The sequence below is a fragment of the Rhodothermales bacterium genome (assembly GCA_041391505.1).
GTDB lineage: Bacteria > Bacteroidota > Rhodothermia > Rhodothermales > JAHQVL01 > JAWKNW01.
Genome location: JAWKNW010000008.1, coordinates 170,984 through 189,795 on the forward strand (window position 1 = coordinate 170,984; position 18,812 = coordinate 189,795).

Here is an 18,812-nt window from a genome sequence, read left to right on the forward strand (position 1 = left end):
TTGCCATGTCGAACTGCCCGGTCTGTCACGCCCCCCGCCCGACCGATGTCGTCGTCATCGATCGGGTGCCGGTACTCTGCAACGAATTGCACGACAGCGAAGCGTCCGCCCTCAACGCCGTCCTCGGAGACCTGCACGTCGTCTTTTGCACCCGCTGCGGCCACCTCTTCAACGCGGCGTTCGACCCCGCGCGGATCGACTACACGACCACCTACGAAAACTCGCTCCACCACTCTCCGCGCTTTCAGGCCTTCGCCGATGCGCTGGCGGACGAGCTGGCGGAGCGGTACGCGCTGAAGGATCGCACGGTCGTCGAGATCGGGTGCGGGCAGGGCGACTTCCTGAAGCTCCTCTGCGCGCGCGGCGGATGCGACGGGATCGGCTTCGATCCGAGCTATATCGGCCCCGACGTCGTGTCGGACCGCGTGCGGATCGCCCGCGCGGCCTACGCGCCCGCGTACGCCGACCTCGACGCGGCGATGGTCTATTGCCGGCATGTGCTCGAACACATCCCCGACCCCGCCGGCTTCATTCGCAGCCTGCACGATACCATCGCCGGCCGGCCGGACACGGTCGTCTACATGGAAGTGCCGAACACCATGGCCACCCTCCGCGAGGACGCCATCTGGGATCTGATTTACGAACACTGCGGCTACTACACGCCCGAGTCGATCGCCTACCTCTTCGCCTCGAACGGCTTCGAGGTGCTCCGCGTGACGCCGCGGTACGCCGGCCAGTTTCTCTCGATCGAGGCGCGCCCGCTGCCTGAACGGAAGCCGGCGCAGGAGCCCGACACGACGGGCCTGGCCCGCGACGTGGCCGCCTTCGCGGACGCCTACCGGGCGAAGATCGCGCGCTGGTCCGACGAGCTTCGCGCCGTCGCGTCGGCCGGCAGGCGGGCCGTGATCTGGGGCGCCGGCTCGAAGGGCAACACGTTCCTGAACACCGTGGGCCGGCTGGCGGACATCGCCTACGCCATCGACATCAATCCCCGCAAGCTGGGAAAATTCATCACGGGCACCGGGCAGGAAATCCGCCCTCCCGAGTTTTTAACCACCTACAAACCCGACGTCGTCATCCTGATGAATGCCATCTACCAGGAGGAAGTTCGCCAGACGCTGGCCACCATGAACCTCACCCCCCAACTGATCACGGCCTGACGGTCCACTGCATATGAAAGTAGCAATCCTGGCCGGCGGGAAGGGCTCGCGGCTTTCCGAAGAAACCCAGCTCAAGCCGAAACCGATGGTGGAGATCGGCGATCACCCGATCCTCTGGCACATCATGCGCCACTACGCGCACTACGGCTTCAACGACTTTGTGGTGGCGCTCGGGTACAAGGGCGACGTCATCAAGAAGTACATGGTCGATTACTGCTCCCTGCACGACAACCTGACCGTCCACCTCGGCAGCGGAAAGGTCGACCACCACGGCCGCTCGGGGAGCCCGGACTGGAACGTCGATCTGATCGACACCGGCTCCGAGACGCTCACGGCCGGCCGCATCAAGCGGCTCGAGCCCTATCTGGGCAACGACACGTTCATGCTCACCTGGGGCGACGGCGTATCCGATGTGAACCTGCACAATCTGCTCGCCTTTCACAAGGCCCACGGCAAGCTGGCTACGGTGACGCTGGTGCGTCCGCCGGCGCGCTACGGCCACGTCGAACTGGACGACAACCGGGTCGTCCGCTTCACCGAGAAACCTCAGACGGCCGAAGGCTGGATCAACGGCGCGTTTTTCGTGCTGGAGCCCGGCGTTTTCGACTACATCGAGGGAGACGTCATGTGGGAGCAGGCGCCCATGGAGCGCCTCGCCGCGGAAGGCCAGTTGATGGCCTATAAACACTATTCGTTCTGGCAGTGCATGGACACGCTGCGCGAAAAACATATTCTCGAAACCATGTGGGATTCAGGCCACGCGCCGTGGAAGATCTGGGAAGACTGAGACCCGCCCGGCGCACCCTGCAACGATAAAACCAACGTTACCATGCGTATTCTTGTAACCGGACATAAAGGCTATATCGGGACGGTCCTCGTTCCGATGATGCTCGAGGAAGGATTCGACGTCGTCGGGCTGGACAGCGGTCTGTTCGACGAATCGACCTACGGCCCCGAGCCCGTCACCATCCCGACCATCGACCGGGACGTGCGCGACGTGAAGGCGGCGGACCTCGACGGGTTCGACGCCGTGTTTCACCTCGCCGGCCTGTCGAACGACCCGATGGGCGACTTCAACCCCGACCTCACGTACGACATCAACCACCAGGCTTCGGTGCATCTGGCGAAGCTGGCCATGGCCGCCGGCGTCGAGCGCTTCGTGTTCTCGTCGTCCTGCAGCACCTACGGCGCCGCCGGCGACGACTACATCGACGAATCGGCCGATTTTAACCCGGTGACGCCGTACGGCCGCTCGAAGGTGCTCGTCGAACAGGACCTCGCCAAACTGGCCTCCGATGCGTTCACGCCCACGTACTTGCGCAACGCGACCGCCTACGGGTTTTCGCCGCGCATCCGGTTCGACCTCGTGCTGAACAACCTCGTCGCCTGGGCCTTCACGACCGGCGAGGTGCTCCTGAAGAGCGACGGCACCCCGTGGCGCCCCCTCGTGCACATCGCCGACATCTCGAAGGCGTTTATCGAAGCGGTGAAGGCGCCGCGCGAGCTGGTCCACAACCAGGCGTTCAACATCGGCCGGACCGACGAGAACTTCCGCATCCGCGAGATCGCCGAAATCGTCCGCGACACCGTGCCCGGGTGCGAACTGGCCTTCGCCGAGGGCGCCGGCCCGGACACCCGCACCTACCGCGTCAACTGCGACAAGGTCCGCAAGACCCTGCCGGGCTTCGAGCCGGCATGGACGGTCCGCCGCGGGGCGCAGGAGCTGTACGAAGCCTATAAAGCGATCGGCCTCCGCGCCGAGGACTTCGAAGGGCCGCGCTACCGCCGGCTCGCCAAGCTCCACGAACTGATTCGCTCTGGCCGCCTCAACGACCAGCTTTTCTGGACCCAGCCCACGGCCGCCTGAGATGTCTGATTCCACGCTCTACCGGGTAGAGACCCAGTGCCGCGCCAGCGGCTCGACCAACCTGCAACCCGTGATCGCCTTCGGCGAGACCCCGCTCGCCGACCGGCTGCTCACGAAAGCCCAGCTCGCCGATCCGGAGATCCTGGCGCCGCTGACGCTCATGTTCTGCCCGGATTCCGCGCTCGTGCAGATCGCCGAGACGGTCGATCCCCGGGTCCTGTTCTACGCGGAATACCCGTACTTCTCGTCCGTCTCGCCGTCGCTCGTCGCCCACTTCCGCGGCAGCGCCGAGCACATCATGGCCACGCGCCCCCTCGGGCCGGACAGCCTCGTCGTCGAGGCCGCCAGCAACGACGGGTACATGCTCAAGAACTTCGCGGAACGCGGCATCCCCGTGCTGGGGATCGACCCGGCCGAGGCGCCGGTAGAGGCCGCCCGGAAAGCCGGCATCCCGACCCGCTGCACCTTCTTCGGACGCGAACTGGCGGAAGAACTCGTGCAGGAAGGGCACCGCGCCGATATTTTCCTCGCCAACAACGTCCTCGCGCATGTGCCCGACCTCAACGGCTTCGTGCAGGGCATCCGGACGATCCTGAAGGATACCGGCGAGGCCGTGATCGAGGCGCCGTATGTGGTGGATCTCGTCGACCACGGCGAATTCGACACCATCTACCACCAGCACCTGTGTTACTTCTCGGTGACGGCGCTGGATCGCCTCTTCCGCCGGCACGGGCTGTTCCTGAACGACGTCGAGCGCACCCGCATCCACGGCGGATCGCTGCGGATCTACGTCGGAAAACGGGAGAACGTGCAGCCGGTGGTGACGACCCTGCTGAAGGAAGAGCAGGAGCGCAAGGTCGACCGGATCGACTTCTACCTCGATTTCGCGGAGCGCATCGAGCGCATCCGCACCGGGCTGCTAACGATTCTGGACCAGCTGAAGGCCGAGGGCAAGCGCATCGCCGGCTACGGCGCCGCCGCCAAGGCCACCACCCTGCTCAGCTATTTCGGCATCGGGACGAACTACCTCGACTATGTGGTCGACCTCAATCCCTACAAACAGGGGCGTTACATGGGCGGCAACCACCTCCCGATCCTGCCCCCGGCCCACCTCCTCGAAGACCGTCCCGACTACACCCTGATCCTGGCCTGGAACTTCGCCGAAGAAATCATGCGCCAGCAAACCGCCTACCGCGAAGCCGGCGGCCGCTTCATCGTCCCAATCCCAACGCCGAAGGTGGTGTGACACTGGACACTGGACACTGGACACTGGACACTGGACACTGGACACTGGACACTGGACACTGGACACTGGACACTGGACACTGGACGAACGCGTCGCTCCAGGCAGGTTCCCCATGAATCGTGCCCGATGACCAATGTCCAATGACCGCGCCCGAAGGGCGCTCATGACACGGCCCACGGCCGTTCATGCCCAATGACCGCGCCCAAAGGGCGCCATGACCGCGCCCGTTGGGCGCTCATGTCCCGCCCAACGGGCGCTCCCCCTCAATACAACGCCATTTCAAACATCCGGCGATGTTTGCGCGTCAGGGGGTGGTGCGGACCGAGGACGCCGAAGAGGGCGACACAGGCCTTGCGTGAGACGTCGTCGAGGTAGTAGCGGTCTTTCATGATGACGGCGATGAAGCGGGACAGCGCGGCATCCAGATCGCCGGAGGCGAGCGCTTCGACGGCCTGCAGGTACTCGGGCCGGGCGATGCCCTCCGGCATCGACGCCGGCTCGCCGGCCTGCCGGCGCATGTTCGCGAGCAGGACGATGCCTTCGACAAACTGAAGCGCCGCCGCATCGGAGGGCTCCACGCCCTCGACGAGGCGCGCGGCTTCGTCAATGTCGCGGCCGGCCACGATCTGCGCAAGCAGCAGCCGCGCCTCGCCGTGATCCGGGTGGTGCTGCAGCAGCACATCGAGCACCTCTTCGGCCCTCGCCACGTCGCCGGCCTGCAGCAACTGCTGCGCCGTCAGCAGATCCTGGCGCTCCTCGGACGGAATCGACGCGTCCAGCCACTGCCGGATTTCGTGCTCGGGCTTGGCGCCGACAAACTCGCTCACCACCTGCCCCTTCGAGAACAGCTTCACCGCCGGGATGCCGCGGATGCCGAACTGCATCGACAGCTCCGGCTGCTCGTCCGTGTTCAGCTTGGCCAGTTTCCAGCGATCGCGCTGCTCGGTGGCCAGGCGCTCCAGGATCGGCCCCAGCATCCGGCACGGGCCGCACCAGGGCGCCCAGAAATCGACGAGCACGGGCATCTCGTAACTCGCCTCGATCACTTCCGATTCAAAATCGATAACATCGTACTGCATAGCATACCACGGCTCTGCCCGAACCGCCTCCATCAATAAATGCCAAAATGGCGTGCTTTACTGAAACCAAAGGGCGTTTTCTCCTTTTCACATCTGCCAAACACGCACTCTCCTGTACGAACAACACCCCATCATAGATCATGCCCATGCAACCGACCCATCGGCCCGGAGGATTCCTGGCGATCTTCCTGCTCCCGATCGCCCTGCTTTCCGCCTGTTCACCGCCCGAGCCGGCAGCCCCGGTCGACACCTATGATCGCGCTGCAGACTCTCTCCGTTTCGACGGTGAAACCCATCTGCGCAATATCCGGCAGCTCACGTTCGGCGGAAACAACGCCGAGGCCTACTGGAGCTACGACGGCAAACAACTCACGTTCCAGAGCGATTGGAGCGCCATCAACAGCCAGGGCTGCGATCAGATTTTTGTGCTGAATGTCGACGGATCCAACTATGCCGACGGGTCGACCTACAAGGAAATATCGAACGGCACCGGGCGCACGACGTGCAGTTACTTCATGCCCGACGGCAGTGTGCTTTATGCCTCGACACACGCCGCCAATCCGGCCTGCCCGGCCCCGGCCGCCTTCCCCGCCGGCCGCTACGTCTGGCCGATCTACGACACCTACGACATCTATGTCCGCCCCGCCGATGGCAGCGAGGCGCACGTGCTGATCGGCGGCGACGGGTACGACGCCGAAGCCACCGTATCGCCGGACGGACGGTATGCGATCTTTACATCCACCCGCTCGGGCGACCTCGAGCTGTGGCGCTATGAATTCGCCACCGGCGACCTGCTCCAGCTGACGAACACGCTCGGCTACGACGGCGGCGCCTTCTTTTCGCCCGACGGCTCGCAGATCGTCTGGCGCGCCAGCCGTCCCACCGGCGAAGACGCCGACGTCTACAAAGACCTCCTCGCCGACGGCTTCGTCGAGCCCAAATCGCTCAACGTCTTCGTCGCCAATAACGACGGCAGCAACGTCCGCCAGGTGACCGACCTCCCGGGCGCCAACTGGGCGCCGTTTTTCCATCCGGACGGTAAGCGGATCCTGTTCAGCTCGAATCACCACGACACCGAAAGCGGCCGGCAGTTCGCCGTCTTCATGATCGATATGGATGGCTCGAACCTGACCCAGATCACGCACTCGGGCACCTTCGATGCGTTTCCGATGTTCTCGCCCGACGGCAAGTACCTCGCTTTCGCCTCCAACCGCACGCTGGGCCCGCCCAGCCGCGATACGAACGTGTTCGTCGCCGAATGGGTCGAATGATCGGCCGATCCGGGCGCCGGGTCGTTTGATCCTGGATGCGCGCTGCCCGGCGATCTCCGGGCATCTGGCGCCCCCAACGCGCCACCTCATCTTGCGAAAGGAAAAGGAGCTGCCGGCCTGGCAGCTCCTTTTTTTATGGGCCTACATCCTTTGTAAAACTTTTTTATTAGCTGAAACTAAACCTTGAAGATGGAATACACGGAGATATGGAAGTCACCTTTTCCCCTGACGCCCTTGCGGAGCTGCTGTTGTATGGTTGACGCCCGAATGCCCTGCCCGAAACCGACCGCCCGGCGCGCACCGCGCATCGTGCTGGCGGCCCTCCTGATACTCACCCTCGCCGGCTGCCGGCCCGCCACGACCGGCGCGCCTGAAGACCTCGCCGGCCGGCCGATTCGCGTCGTCGCCACGACGAGCATGATCGCGGACCTCACCCGGGAGATCGGCGGGGAGCGCGTGGAGGTGGAAGGCCTGATGGGCCCCGGCGTCGACCCCCACCTGTACAAAGCCAGCGAGGGCGACGTCCGCCGCATGGCCGAGGCCGACATCATCCTCTACAGCGGGTTGCACCTCGAAGGCAAGATGACCGAAGTCTTCGAACAGATGCAGCACCGCGCCATCCGGACGGCCGCGCTGGCGGAGGAGGCCATCCCCGACTCGATGCGGATCGCGACGCCGGTGTTTGCGGGCAATTACGATCCGCACGTCTGGTTTGATGTGCGGCTCTGGATGCGCGTCGCGGCCCAGCTCGTCGATGTGCTGTCGGATCTGGATCCTGCGCACGCGAATACCTATGCGACCAACGGCCACGCCTACGAGCGGCAGCTGGCGTCCCTTCATGCCTATGTCGACAGCCTCGCGGCGACGGTGCCCGAGCAGCAGCGTGTGCTGATCACGTCGCACGACGCGTTCGGCTATTTCGGGCGCGCGTACGGCTTCGAGGTACACGGGCTCCAGGGCCTCAGCACGGCCACCGAAGCCGGCACGGCGGATGTCCAGACCCTGGCCGACCTCGTGGCGTCCCGGAAAATCCCCGCGATGTTCGTGGAATCGTCCGTTTCGCCGCGCGGCATCGAGGCGGTGCGCGCCGCGGTGGAGTCGCGCGGATACCGGGTCGACATCGGCGGATCCCTGTATTCCGATGCGCTGGGCGACCCGAACGGCCCCGAAGGAACGTACATCGGAACCGTCCGCTACAACATCGAAACGGTCGCCGGCGCGCTCCATCCTGCTGCCCGATAGCCCCACGACGCTCATCCTCCTCGCCATGCAAGCCAGCGAACCCGCCATCTCCGTACACGATCTCACGGTCGCCTACCGCGACAAACCGGTTTTGTGGGACATCGACCTCACCGTGCCGCCCGGCGTCCTGATGGCCATCGTGGGCCCCAACGGCGCCGGCAAGACCACCCTGATCAAGGCGATCCTGGGATTGCTCCGTACGGCGGCCGGCCAGGTGCGCATCTATGGCCAGCCCTACGCGAAGCAGCGTGAGCGCGTCGCCTACGTGCCGCAACGAGGCAGCGTGGACTGGGACTTCCCGGCCAGCGTCCTGGACGTCGTGATGATGGGCATGTACCGCGCGATGGGCTGGATTCGCCGGCCCGGCAGCGCGGAGCGGATCAAGGCGATGACGGCGCTCGAACAGGTGGGCATGGAGGCCTTCGCAAGCCGGCAGATCAGCCAGCTTTCGGGCGGACAGCAGCAGCGCGTTTTCCTGGCCCGCGCGCTGGTGCAAAACGCCGACCTCTACCTGATGGACGAACCCTTCCAGGGGGTCGACGCCACCACCGAACGCGCCATCGTCGCCCTCATGCAGGGGCTGCGCGCGCAGAACAAGACGGTGCTGGTCGTGCATCACGACCTCCAGACGGTCGCCGACTACTTCGACCAGGTGATGCTGCTGAACATCCGCTGCATCGGGAGCGGCCCGGTAGACACCGTGTTCACCGAAGAAAATCTGCGTCTGACCTACGGGGGGCGCGTCGGTTTTGTGAACTTCGCCCGCACCAAAGCGCCTTCGATGGAGTCCTGACGAGATCGTGTCATGCTGGACTTTCTGAGCGACTACACCTTTCGTACCGTGGCCATGGGCTCCGCGCTGCTCGGCCTGGTCAGCGGGGCGCTGGGCACCTTCGCGGTGCTCCGCCGGCAGAGCCTGCTCGGCGACGCCATCTCGCACGCGGCCCTGCCCGGCATCGCCATCGGATTTCTCCTCACGGGCGCCAAGATCCCCGCCGTGATGATCGCCGGCGCGCTGATCGCCGGCCTCCTCGCCACCCTGTTCGTCCTCGCCGTCACCCAGACCACCCGGATCCCCTACGACAGCGCGCTCGGCATCGTGCTGTCCGTTTTCTTCGGGCTCGGGCTCGTCCTGCTGACCGTGATCCAGCAGATGCCCAACGCCCAGCAGGCCGGCCTCAGCGCCTTCCTGTTCGGCCAGGCCGCGGCCCTGGTGGAAGAGGATCTGATCGTGATGGGCGTCCTCGGCCTCGCGGCGCTGGGGCTGCTGCTGCTGTTCTGGAGGCCCTTCAAGCTGCTCGCCTTCGACCCCGAATTCGGCCGCAGCCTCGGGCTTCCGATGCGGGGTTTCGACATCCTGCTGACCAGCTTGCTGGTCGTCGCCATCGTGATCGGCCTGCAGACCGTGGGCGTCGTCCTGATGAGCGCCATGGTCATCGCGCCGGCGGCGGCGGCACGGCAATGGACGGACCGCCTGGGGATCATGGTGACGCTGGCCGCCGTCTTCGGCGCGGCGGCAGGGCTGGTCGGGGCCTTCATCAGCAGCACGGGCGCGCGGGTGCCAACGGGCCCCACCATCGTCGTCTGCATGGGCAGCGTGATGGCCCTGTCGCTCTTTTTCGCCCCAAAGCGCGGGCTGACGTGGCGCTGGTGGCGCGGCCGGCAGAACGCGCGCCGGCTCAACCTGGATGCGGTGCTGCTGGATCTCTACGCCCTGGCCGTCCAGCACGAACGAAAGTCGCATCCCCATGACGAAAGCGTGCTCAACGTCATGAACGAGCTGTCGGCCAATACCCGGGACAGCCTGCACCGGCTCGCGGATCGAGGATGGGCCCGGCGGGTGGACGCGCTCCGCTGGTCGCTCACGCCCGAAGGCGTCGCCCAGGCGCAACGCGCGCTGGCGCGGCTTTCTGCCACACCGGACGACGAGGGGCCGACCGTATGAGCGCCGAGCAACTCGAAATCCAGCTGATCGCGGTCGTCGTGGCCGCCGCGTGCGCGCTGCCGGGCACGTTTCTCGTGCTGCGTCGCATGGCCATGATGAGCGACGCGATCAGCCACGCCATCCTGCCCGGCATCGTCGTCGCCTTTTTTATCACCGGCGATCTCAACAGCCCGTTTCTCATCGTCGCGGCCGCCCTGACGGGCTTGCTCACGGTCGTGGTCGTCGAACTCATCCATCGGACGCGCCTGGTTCACGAGGATACCGCCATCGGGCTCGTCTTCCCGGTGATGTTCAGCGTGGGCGTTATCTTGATCGCCCGCTTCGCCGGCAGCGTCCACCTCGACACCGACGCCGTATTGCTCGGCGAGCTCGCCTTCGCCCCGTTCGACCGCCTGTCCCTGGGCGGATACGACCTGGGCCCGAGGGCACTCTGGGTGATGTCGATCATCCTGACCGTCAGCGCGCTCTTTATCGCGCTCTTCTACAAGGAGTTGAAGCTGGCCACGTTCGATGCGGGGCTGGCCGCCAGCCTGGGCTTTGCGCCGGCGGTACTCCACTACGTCCTGATGGGCCTGGTCTCCGTGACCGCCGTGGGCGCCTTCGATGCCGTGGGCTCCATCCTCGTGGTCGCCCTCATGATCGCCCCCCCGGCTACGGCCTTCCTGCTGGCGGACCGGCTCTCGCGCATGCTCGGCCTCGGCGTGGGCATCGCGTGTGTCGATGCGGTGGCCGGATACTGGCTCGCCTTTGCGTTCGACACGTCCATCGCCGGCTCGATGGCGACCATGGCCGGCATCGCATTCCTCGGGGCCTTTCTGTTCGCGCCGGATCGGGGACTGGTGGCGATCGCGCTCCGGATGCGCCGGCAGCGGCTCGACTTTGCGGCCAAGATGCTCACGATCCACCTGGCCACCCACGAAGACACGCCCGATGCCCAGCGCGAATGCCGGGTCGGCCATCTCGAGGAGCATCTGGGCTGGGCGAACGACTATGCGCGGCGGGTGGTGCGGTATGCGCGAAACGCCGGCTTGATACATCAAACCGGCGATTTGCTCGGGCTCACGCCCGCGGGACAGCGCTATGCGCAACAGGCCGTCGTTGAAATCTGATTCTTATTGCCCGACCAGCTGGGTCGCGATGTAGTGCTCCAGCTCCTGTTTCGCGAGCTGGTAGGCTTCTTCGAGCGCCGTCGTCCGGTCGGCCGCTTCCTCGCCCAGGTTGCCGGTCCGGCCCATCTCCTCGACCTCCTTGCAGAGGCGCGACACCGTCATCGCCCCGAAGGTGGCGGCGCTGGACTTCAGCGTATGCGACGCCCGCATGAACTCCTCGGCGTCGCCGGTCTCGAGCGAGGCGCGCGTGCTGTTCACCAGTTCCTCGCCATCTTCCAGGAAATCGCTGATGAGGCCTGCCGCGAACGAAAAATCGTTGCCGAGCATCTCCATCAGCTCCTTCAGCACGCTGTAGTCGAGCACCGAATTTTCCGGAGCGGCTTCACCTTCCGCCGGCGCGGCCTCGCCGTTGTCGCGAACGGGCACGCGGGCGAACGCCTCTTTCAGGTCTTCGATCCGGATGGGCTTGCTGATGTAGTCGTTCATGCCGGCGGCCAGGCACCGCTCCTTGTCGCCCTGCATCGCATTGGCGGTCAGCGCGATGATAAACGGACGCTGGCCCTCGGGATATTTCTCGACGATGCACCGAGACGCCTCCAGCCCGTCCATCTCGGGCATCTGCATGTCCATCAAGATGACGTCGTAGGCCTTTTTCTCCAGCGCTTCGACGGCCTCGCGGCCGTTCTGAGCGATATCGGCTTCATAGCCCAGACGATTGAGCATGCGAAGGGCCACCTTCTGATTCACAGGATTGTCTTCGGCGAGGAGGATGTACATCGGGTTGACCGGGAAAGTGCGAAACCGTCAAGTGTCAGCGAATGCCCACCAAGGGCGTTCGTGATGGGGTATCGTCGCTTCTCGGAAAAACTTGAACGCCGCCGGCGGCTCGCTCTCCTGTAAATGAAAACGTCCAGGCTGAAGGCCTGGACGCTTCATGGGTCATGTATGTAAACGTCACTCTGCCGGGTCCTGCCGAGTTACGTGGTTATTTTCCAGCCGAATCAGGCGGTGTCAGCTCCCGATACAGCATTTCCTGCTCGAAAAAGCGGATGAGGAAATGCTGGACGAATGCCGATTCCAGGTTGAGTCGGTAATACACGGTCTGCGCATCGCGTCGGAAATCGACGAGGGACTGGCCGCGTAGTTTTTTCAGCTGCTGCGAAATGGCCGGAGAGGTCAATCGCAGGATGCTCGCGAGGTCGTTCACGCGAACCTCGCCGTTTCTCCAGAGGAGGTAGAGAATGGACATGCGCGTCGGGTTGCCCGCCGCATTCATCACTTTCGTGAGCATGTCCAGCTGCTTGTTTTTCTTGAGAGTCTGCTCCAGCGCGGCTATTTGCCATGGCGCCATGCCCGACCCTTCGTTGGTTGTGCCGTTTTTGTACTCGCTCATGCTTGAACCCAGCTTAAGTGTGATCCTGGGTTCGTTATCGGCAGTGTATATAGCCTATTAAATAAGCGTTGGAGTTTCATAAAAAGGTTCGGGGTACAGAGAAAGCCCTTCCCTGTACCCCGAACCTCGATCGTTGCGGTCGCTAATCTTAGGCGCGAGCGAGCGATGCCTGCTGTTCTTTCATGCGCCGAACCATGGACACGGCGAAGCCCCCCGTGAGGATGAAAAGCCCGAGCCAGACGAGGTTGATGAAGGGTTTCTCATGCGCCTGGATGACCACCCAGTCCTCCGCGGCGATCCGCACGCCTTCCACCACGAAGTTGGCGCTGCCGTTATCCACATTCATGCCCGAGAACGTGACGGCCACATTCCACTCGTTCATCCGGTTCTGGACATACTGCTGGCGGCCATCCGACATCACGATGTAGATCGGGCGCAGCTCGTGGGTCTCGCCGGTCTTCAGATTCGTCATGTCGACCACGGCCGCCACGGCGATGGCGCTCGAATCCGGCACGAGGTCCGAATCGACGTTCGTATCGAAATTCTTGAACGTGATGCGATAGTCCTCGCTGCCCAGGGTCCGGCTCTCGCCGCGGCCGAGCGTGATGGCGCCGCCCATCTCCTGGCTCTGCTCTTCCGTCTCGAACATCACGTTCGGCGAGACGGCCAGGAAGAGGTCGCGCTCATAGAACATCTTGACGTCGGGATGCTGGATCCACTGGTCCTTGTTGCTCTTGTAGACCACCGGTTTGAGCGTGAAGGAGCGCCCGCGGGCGTCGGTCACGTCCATGATGTAATGCGCCCGGCCCAGCTCGTTGAGTTCCGAGCCGACATAGGTCATCGTATAGCCGTCCACCGTCCGCGACTCGCCGCGGGAGAGGATGAAGTTCTCGCGCCCCGGGTCGGACAGCAGGTTGTCGAAACTGCTCGACGCGATGATGCCCAGGATCATGATGGTCATGCCCACGTGGGTGATGGCGCCGCCGGCCATCCGGAGATTGCCGCGCCCGATCCGCCACAACACCTGTCCGTTGCCGTACAGCGCGAAGAACGACACGAAGACCAGCATCAGCAGCTGGATGCCCTCGCCGTACACCTGCCAGAACGCCCCCAGGCCGGAGAACATGCCGGCCTCGAAAAGGCCCGACGAGGCGGCGGCGCCGGCGTCGGCCAGCACGGTGGTCCGCTCGACGAACGGCGTGAAGATCAATACGGCGACGGTGCTGATGACCGACAGCACGACGGGGCGGAGGAGGACGGCGTTCACCGTATCGACCGACATCTTATTCCACCAGAACAGCTGCCCCAGGCCGGCAAGAAACATGAAGCCGATGGTCAGGGGTAGCGTCCACACATTGTAGAACTCGATCGCCACCGCCGACGGGCTGTCGCGGAAGAGCCGGCCGAGGATCGGTGCGCTCGTGCCCAGGATGACGACCAGGGCGACGGCGCTGAGCAACAGGGCGCCGGCGAAGATCATGAACTCGCGCGACAGCACGTTCGGCTCCTTTTCCGGCGTCGGCAGCTCCCGGTAGCGCAGGATGAAGAGCCCGAAACCGACCACCGCCATCGCCAGGATCCAGATCACCAGCTGGAGATACAGCCCGAGGTCGACGAACGAGTGCACCGACACGTCGCCCAGGATGCCGCTGCGCGTCATGAAGGTCGAGTACACGACCAGCATAAAGGCCAGGATACACAGAAACAGCGCGGCCTTGTGCGACGCGCCGCTGCGTTTCTGCACGATCATCATGTGCAGGGCCGCCACCCCAACGAGCCACGGCACCAGCGAGGAGTTTTCGACGGGGTCCCACGCCCAGTAGCCACCGAACGACAGGGTTTCATACGCCCAGTAGCCGCCCATCGCGATGCCGACCATGAGCACCATGTTGGCGAAAATCGTCCACGGCAGCGCCGGCCGCACCCAGCTGGTGTACTTGCGCAGCCACAGCGCCGCGATGGCGAAGGCGAACGGCGCGATCATCGCGGTGAAGCCGAGAAACAGCGTTGGCGGATGGATGGCCATCCAGTAATTCTGCAGGAGGTCGTTCAACCCGCTCCCATCCGGCGGGATGAAGCCCTCCGGCGTATTGGGGAATTTCTCGTAGATGGTCATGAACGGCGAGGCGCCTACCGTCAGCGAACCGAATTTCAGCCCCACCACCATCGAGATGAGGAAGATCTGGCAGAAGGAGACCACCGCCATCACGGCCGGCTCGTAGTCGCGACCGCCCCAGCGAATCAGCGAGAGGCCCATGAACCCCATCAACACGATCCACAACAGGAACGACCCTTCCTGGCCCGCCCAGAACGACGACACGAGAAAGTGCGTGGGCAGGTCGCGGGACGACTGCTGCCAGACGTACGCGTACTGGAATTGATGGGTGAAGATGAGCCGCGAAAGGATGAGCGCGGCGGCAAAGCCGGCGAAAGCGACCACCTTCCATGCGGTCCGCCCCAACCACCGCCACTGCGCGTCTTCAAGCGGACGACGGACCGCCATGAAGTAACTCACGCCCGAAATGCCGCATGCAAGAAATGCGAGAATGAGTAAGAGTTCGCCTAGGATGCCCAGCATGGTTGGTAGACCGATGACGCGTGGAAAAAACGGGTAAAGGGTTGAAGCCAGCGCGTGGTGCTGTGTTCCGCAAAAAACAGATTAACCGCACGCATATCCGGCTAAATCGGGCCTCTGGCTACCCACCTCATTCATTTCTCACCGAGGAGCCGATTGCGAGGACTCGCCTGACGAGGAGGGGGATGCCTTGAACGTCCCGATGTGCACCACCGCGTAACAAAACGCCGGCCAGAAAGACCCAAGCACGCCGCTCCCCTCCCGCCGGCCGCTCTGCGCCTCCCGCCGGCCCGGCCATCCGTGAAGCGCGCCCGATCCGGCGCATGCGATATCCGAAGCGCCCCCGCTGGTACCGATCCGCCGTTGCCACACTCAGAATGATACGCCAAAACCTGTATCCTGCACGCCGGCAAGGCCCGTTGCCGCCCAAACGAGCGGTTCTTCGCTTGGCACATCGTTTGAAAGCGGCCTCTTACCCCTCCTCCCCCTATCACATCGCTATCCCTCGCTCGAAACCATGATGACTCCAGAGACCGCAACGTGCGTTGATCGGTCGCGGCTGTCCGTGAAATCACGTCTGACAACCCGTTTCCCCCGATCCCTCCGCTCCTCCCTGTTCGCCCTTGCCCTCACCGGCCTCATTTCTACCGCTACCGTCACCCGCGCGCAAGCGCAGAACGCAGACGTGTTCGTGACCGTCTGCACGATGGACGCCGAGACGTCGAGCCCGCTCGAACAGTCCTTCGTCCTGGCGCGATACCAGACGCAGCCATCCGCCACGGCGTTTACCGATGCGACGGGCTGCGCGCGTCTCGCCGTGCCGACCCGCATTGGAACCGGCACGGAGGACGACGCCGCGTTCCCGTCCGGCTTCGCCGTCGACACCCCGTTCCCGCATCCGGTGCTCGGACGCACCGCCCTGCCCTTCCGCATCGACACGCCCCAGCAGGTGCATTTCGCGCTGTACGACATCCTGGGCCGGGCCGCCATGCCCGACATCACCGAAACGCTGCCTGCCGGCGCGCACGAAATCGCGCTCGACATGAGCGGGTTGCAGGCCGGCCTCTACCTCTACCGGTTTACCGGCGAACACGGCGCGGTGAGCGGTCAGCTCATCAAGGTCGGCGGCGGCGCCGGCGTGCCGGCGAGCGCCCGAATCCAGGGCGGCGAGGCGCCGCTCGCGCGTGGCAGCGCCGCCCCCGCGTCGCGCAGCGCCCAGAGCGTGATCGGCGTGCGCATCGAAGCCCAGCGCGACGGGTACCTCACGATGGTCCAGGAACGCGACATCACCGACGGCGAGCGGGTCGACCTGCCCCTGTCCGCCGTCAGCAGCGGCGTGCCGCCGTCGCCGATCCTCACGGCGCCGGCCGACGGCGCCACCGAGGTGTCCGCCTCCACCCTGGCGCTCGTCTGGCAGACCGTCGCCAGCGCGACATCCTACACGGCGCAGCTCTCCACCGCCGCCGACTTCTCCACCGTCGCGCTCCAGGTGGAGAACATCGCGACGCCGGCGTTCACGCTGACCGATCTCGCGCTGGGCACCACGTATTACTGGCGCATCCGCGCCACGACCGACGGCGTCACGGGCAACTGGTCCGCCACCTTCCACTTCGCCACCGAGGCCGACCCGTCTCCCGTGCCCACCCCCGTTCTGCTCACCCCGTCGAACGGCTCCACGAACCTCCCCACCGAGGCCGTAGCGATGAGCTGGACCGCCATCGAAGGCGCGACGGGCTACGACATCCAGCTGGCGCTCACCAGTACGTTCGACGTGATCGACCGCCAGAGTGTCGGCTCGGTCAGCAACGCCTTCGTCACCTCGGACCTCGCCGCGGGGACGACCTACTACTGGCGGGTGCGCGGCCATATCGGGCTCGACGTGGGCGACTGGACGACGCCGTTCAGTTTCGCCACCGCCGCCGACGCCGTCTCGCTGACGGCGCCCGAGCCGACCACGCCGGCCAACGGGGCGTCCAACATCCCGATCGAAGGCGCCGCGCTCGGGTGGACGGCCGTCACCGGAGCGACGAATTATGCCATCCAGGTGTCGACCCAGGCCGATTTCTCGAGCGTCGAGATCCAGGCCGCCGAGGTGCCGGAAACGGGTTATCTGCTGCCGGCGCTCGAACCCGGCACCACGTATTACTGGCGCGCGCAGGCCAGCGACGGCACGATCCTGAGCGCCTGGTCCATCGCCTTCAGCTTTACCACCGAAACGCCGGCCGGCCTCACGCCGCCCGCGCTGACGTCGCCCGCCAACGGCGAAACCAACACGCCGTTCGACGTGAACCTCCAGTGGTCGGCCGTGGACGGGGCCACCAGCTACCAGCTCCAGGTGGCCACGAACGCCGACTTCGCCGCGCCGTCGATCGACCAGAGCGGCCTGACGCAAACGGCCTACACGGTGGACAACCTCGACGCGGGCACCCAGCACTTCTGGCGCGTCCGCGCCTCCGATGGCGCGATGACGAGTGCGTGGTCGACGCCCTTCGCCTTCACCACGCAGGGATCGGCGTCGCTGGCGCCGCCCGAACTGTCCGCACCCGCCAACGGCGCCTCCGGCATCGATGCGGCGAACGCGGTGCTGATGTGGTCGGCGGCGGCCGGCGCGACCGGCTACCACGTGCAGGTCTCCACGCTGCCCTCGTTTGCCACGCAGGTGGTGGATCAGGAAGGCGTACCCGGCACGAGCCTCGCGCTGCCGGCGCTCAACGACGCCACGACCTACTACTGGCGCGCCCGCACCGAGGACGGCGGCACCTACAGCGACTGGTCCGCCGCCTTCAGCTTCACGACAGCCGGCTCCGCGACTCTGATGCCGCCGGCCCTGTCCGCTCCGCAAAACGGCGCGACCGGCATCTCGCTCGCCGCCGTCGCGCTCACGTGGCAGTCCGAAGCATCCGCGTCCACCTATCACGCCCAGGTGTCGACTTCATCCACCTTTAATTCGGTTGCATACGAGCAGAGCGGCCTTGCCGGGACGAGCTACACGATCAACGGCCTGGTGGCGTCGACGACCTACTACTGGCGCGTACAGTCGGAAAACGGCGGCGCCAGCAGCGAGTGGTCGGAAGTCTTCAGCTTCACGACGGACGCCGGCGGCACCAGCAACGAGATGATCGCGCTGGACCTCATGGGGCCCAACGACACCTATTATGGCCTCAAGGGCGGGCTGGTCGACAACGGCGTCCCGACCGTGACGGCGACGAACGGGAAGATCGTCATCGTGGCCATCTCGATGAGCAACGGGCTCCAGGAGTTCGACCGGTTCATCTCCCTGTATGAAGGCCACCAGGATGTGTCGACCCAGATCGAACTCGTGAACTGTGCGGTCGCCGGCAGCGCCCTCGAAAACTGGCTGAGCGAACAGACGCTCTGGTCCAAGTGCAAGGACAACATCGAGAAGAAGTACTCGCTCGACCAGGTGAAGGTCATCTGGGCGAAAAACGCCGACCAGTTCACGGCGGACGGCATCACCCTGCCGAGCCCCGACGCCGACTATTACGACCTGACGAACAACATCGGCGCGCTGGCCCAGAAAATCGGCGACGAATTCCCGTCGGTCCAGGCCATCTTCAACACGAGCCGCATCTACGGCGGCTACGTGGTCGAAGAGAAGCAGGGGGCCCGCGGCGAGCCCATCTCCTACGAGGGCGGCTTCGCGACGAACGCGGCCATCGAGCGATGGAAAAACGGCGAGCTTCCCGGCGCGCCGTGGATGGGATGGGGGCCGTACCTGTGGGCGAACGGCCTCACACCGAACGGCAGCGGCATCTTCTGGGACAAGACCGACTTCCAGGGCGCGAACGGCGAAAACCAGCATCCGTCCGAACAGGGCGCCACCAAGGTGGCCGACGCCCTGCACGACTTCTTTATGCAGTTCGCCTGGTACCGAAAGTAGCGTCTTTCGCCGACTGAGAACGCG

The 18,812-nt window shown here is 65.0% G+C and carries 14 protein-coding genes; 10 read left to right on the forward strand and 4 right to left on the reverse strand.

Annotation, left to right across the window (positions count from 1 at the left end):
* The first annotated feature begins 5 nt into the window (after positions 1 to 5).
* Genes R2834_10415 through R2834_10430 form a run of 4 tightly spaced genes read left to right on the forward strand, consistent with a single transcriptional unit; the run spans position 6 to position 4,273 of the window.
* Positions 6 to 1,160 carry a methyltransferase domain-containing protein gene (locus R2834_10415; GenBank protein ID MEZ4700732.1) on the forward strand — a complete coding sequence of 385 codons (1,155 nt, stop codon included), beginning with the start codon at positions 6 to 8 and terminating at the stop codon, positions 1,158 to 1,160.
* A gap of 13 nt (positions 1,161 to 1,173) precedes the next feature.
* Complete coding sequence (rfbF, locus tag R2834_10420; protein ID MEZ4700733.1) at positions 1,174 to 1,947, forward strand: glucose-1-phosphate cytidylyltransferase; 774 nt, start codon at positions 1,174 to 1,176, stop codon at positions 1,945 to 1,947.
* A gap of 42 nt (positions 1,948 to 1,989) precedes the next feature.
* The gene (locus R2834_10425; GenBank protein ID MEZ4700734.1) at positions 1,990 to 3,027 is read left to right on the forward strand and encodes an SDR family oxidoreductase; all 1,038 of its coding nucleotides are present in this window, start codon (positions 1,990 to 1,992) and stop codon (positions 3,025 to 3,027) included.
* A 1-nt stretch (position 3,028) separates the two neighbouring features.
* Positions 3,029 to 4,273, forward strand: a complete 1,245-nt coding sequence (locus tag R2834_10430; GenBank protein ID MEZ4700735.1) for a class I SAM-dependent methyltransferase — start codon at positions 3,029 to 3,031, stop codon at positions 4,271 to 4,273.
* A 263-nt stretch (positions 4,274 to 4,536) separates the two neighbouring features.
* On the opposite strand, the gene trxA is transcribed toward R2834_10430, so the two are convergent.
* Positions 4,537 to 5,352, reverse strand: coding sequence for a thioredoxin (trxA, locus tag R2834_10435; GenBank protein ID MEZ4700736.1), 816 nt, complete (start codon positions 5,350 to 5,352; stop codon positions 4,537 to 4,539).
* Positions 5,353 to 5,498: 146 nt separating this feature from the next.
* Here trxA and R2834_10440 point away from each other — a divergent pair, with 146 nt between their 5' ends.
* The 5 genes from R2834_10440 (at position 5,499) to R2834_10460 (ending at position 10,919) form a co-directional block, all read left to right on the forward strand.
* Positions 5,499 to 6,623, forward strand: a complete 1,125-nt coding sequence (locus R2834_10440) for a hypothetical protein (GenBank protein MEZ4700737.1) — start codon at positions 5,499 to 5,501, stop codon at positions 6,621 to 6,623.
* 252 nt (positions 6,624 to 6,875) lie between these two features.
* Complete coding sequence (locus tag R2834_10445) at positions 6,876 to 7,865, forward strand: zinc ABC transporter substrate-binding protein (GenBank protein ID MEZ4700738.1); 990 nt, start codon at positions 6,876 to 6,878, stop codon at positions 7,863 to 7,865.
* A 25-nt stretch (positions 7,866 to 7,890) separates the two neighbouring features.
* Entirely contained in the window at positions 7,891 to 8,658 is a 768-nt protein-coding gene (locus R2834_10450; protein ID MEZ4700739.1) for a metal ABC transporter ATP-binding protein, read from the forward strand.
* Between the two features lie 12 nt (positions 8,659 to 8,670).
* A complete protein-coding gene (locus tag R2834_10455) occupies positions 8,671 to 9,810 on the forward strand; it encodes a metal ABC transporter permease (protein ID MEZ4700740.1) in 1,140 nt (379 codons plus the stop codon).
* Complete coding sequence (locus tag R2834_10460) at positions 9,807 to 10,919, forward strand: metal ABC transporter permease (protein MEZ4700741.1); 1,113 nt, start codon at positions 9,807 to 9,809, stop codon at positions 10,917 to 10,919. The genes R2834_10455 and R2834_10460 overlap by 4 nt, the downstream gene beginning before the upstream one ends.
* Before the next feature lie 3 nt (positions 10,920 to 10,922).
* Here the strand turns inward: R2834_10460 and R2834_10465 are convergent, their stop codons facing one another.
* The 3 genes from R2834_10465 to ccsA all read right to left on the reverse strand — a co-directional run bounded on the left by R2834_10465 (position 10,923) and on the right by ccsA (position 14,890).
* The gene (locus tag R2834_10465) at positions 10,923 to 11,696 is read right to left on the reverse strand and encodes a response regulator (protein ID MEZ4700742.1); all 774 of its coding nucleotides are present in this window, start codon (positions 11,694 to 11,696) and stop codon (positions 10,923 to 10,925) included.
* A 208-nt stretch (positions 11,697 to 11,904) separates the two neighbouring features.
* A complete protein-coding gene (locus R2834_10470; protein MEZ4700743.1) occupies positions 11,905 to 12,312 on the reverse strand; it encodes a metalloregulator ArsR/SmtB family transcription factor in 408 nt (135 codons plus the stop codon).
* Between the two features lie 148 nt (positions 12,313 to 12,460).
* Positions 12,461 to 14,890 (reverse strand): cytochrome c biogenesis protein CcsA, encoded by a 2,430-nt coding sequence (ccsA, locus tag R2834_10475; GenBank protein ID MEZ4700744.1) that lies wholly within the window; start codon positions 14,888 to 14,890, stop codon positions 12,461 to 12,463.
* Between the two features lie 562 nt (positions 14,891 to 15,452).
* Between ccsA and R2834_10480 the strand changes: the two genes are divergently transcribed.
* Positions 15,453 to 18,788, forward strand: a complete 3,336-nt coding sequence (locus R2834_10480) for a hypothetical protein (protein MEZ4700745.1) — start codon at positions 15,453 to 15,455, stop codon at positions 18,786 to 18,788.
* Positions 18,789 to 18,812 lie beyond the last annotated feature (24 nt).

Excerpts from the sequence above, each read along its gene's own strand:
- R2834_10415 (MEZ4700732.1), top strand. The coding sequence starts at position 6 with ATGTCGAACTGCCCGGTCTGTCACGCCCCCCGCCCGACCGATGTCGTC.
- rfbF (MEZ4700733.1), top strand. The coding sequence starts at position 1,174 with ATGAAAGTAGCAATCCTGGCCGGCGGGAAGGGCTCGCGGCTTTCCGAA.
- R2834_10425 (MEZ4700734.1), top strand. The coding sequence starts at position 1,990 with ATGCGTATTCTTGTAACCGGACATAAAGGCTATATCGGGACGGTCCTC.
- R2834_10430 (MEZ4700735.1), top strand. The coding sequence starts at position 3,029 with ATGTCTGATTCCACGCTCTACCGGGTAGAGACCCAGTGCCGCGCCAGC.
- trxA (MEZ4700736.1), bottom strand. The coding sequence starts at position 5,352 with ATGCAGTACGATGTTATCGATTTTGAATCGGAAGTGATCGAGGCGAGT.
- R2834_10440 (MEZ4700737.1), top strand. The coding sequence starts at position 5,499 with ATGCAACCGACCCATCGGCCCGGAGGATTCCTGGCGATCTTCCTGCTC.
- R2834_10445 (MEZ4700738.1), top strand. The coding sequence starts at position 6,876 with ATGGTTGACGCCCGAATGCCCTGCCCGAAACCGACCGCCCGGCGCGCA.
- R2834_10450 (MEZ4700739.1), top strand. The coding sequence starts at position 7,891 with ATGCAAGCCAGCGAACCCGCCATCTCCGTACACGATCTCACGGTCGCC.
- R2834_10455 (MEZ4700740.1), top strand. The coding sequence starts at position 8,671 with ATGCTGGACTTTCTGAGCGACTACACCTTTCGTACCGTGGCCATGGGC.
- R2834_10460 (MEZ4700741.1), top strand. The coding sequence starts at position 9,807 with ATGAGCGCCGAGCAACTCGAAATCCAGCTGATCGCGGTCGTCGTGGCC.
- R2834_10465 (MEZ4700742.1), bottom strand. The coding sequence starts at position 11,696 with ATGTACATCCTCCTCGCCGAAGACAATCCTGTGAATCAGAAGGTGGCC.
- R2834_10470 (MEZ4700743.1), bottom strand. The coding sequence starts at position 12,312 with ATGAGCGAGTACAAAAACGGCACAACCAACGAAGGGTCGGGCATGGCG.
- ccsA (MEZ4700744.1), bottom strand. The coding sequence starts at position 14,890 with ATGCTGGGCATCCTAGGCGAACTCTTACTCATTCTCGCATTTCTTGCA.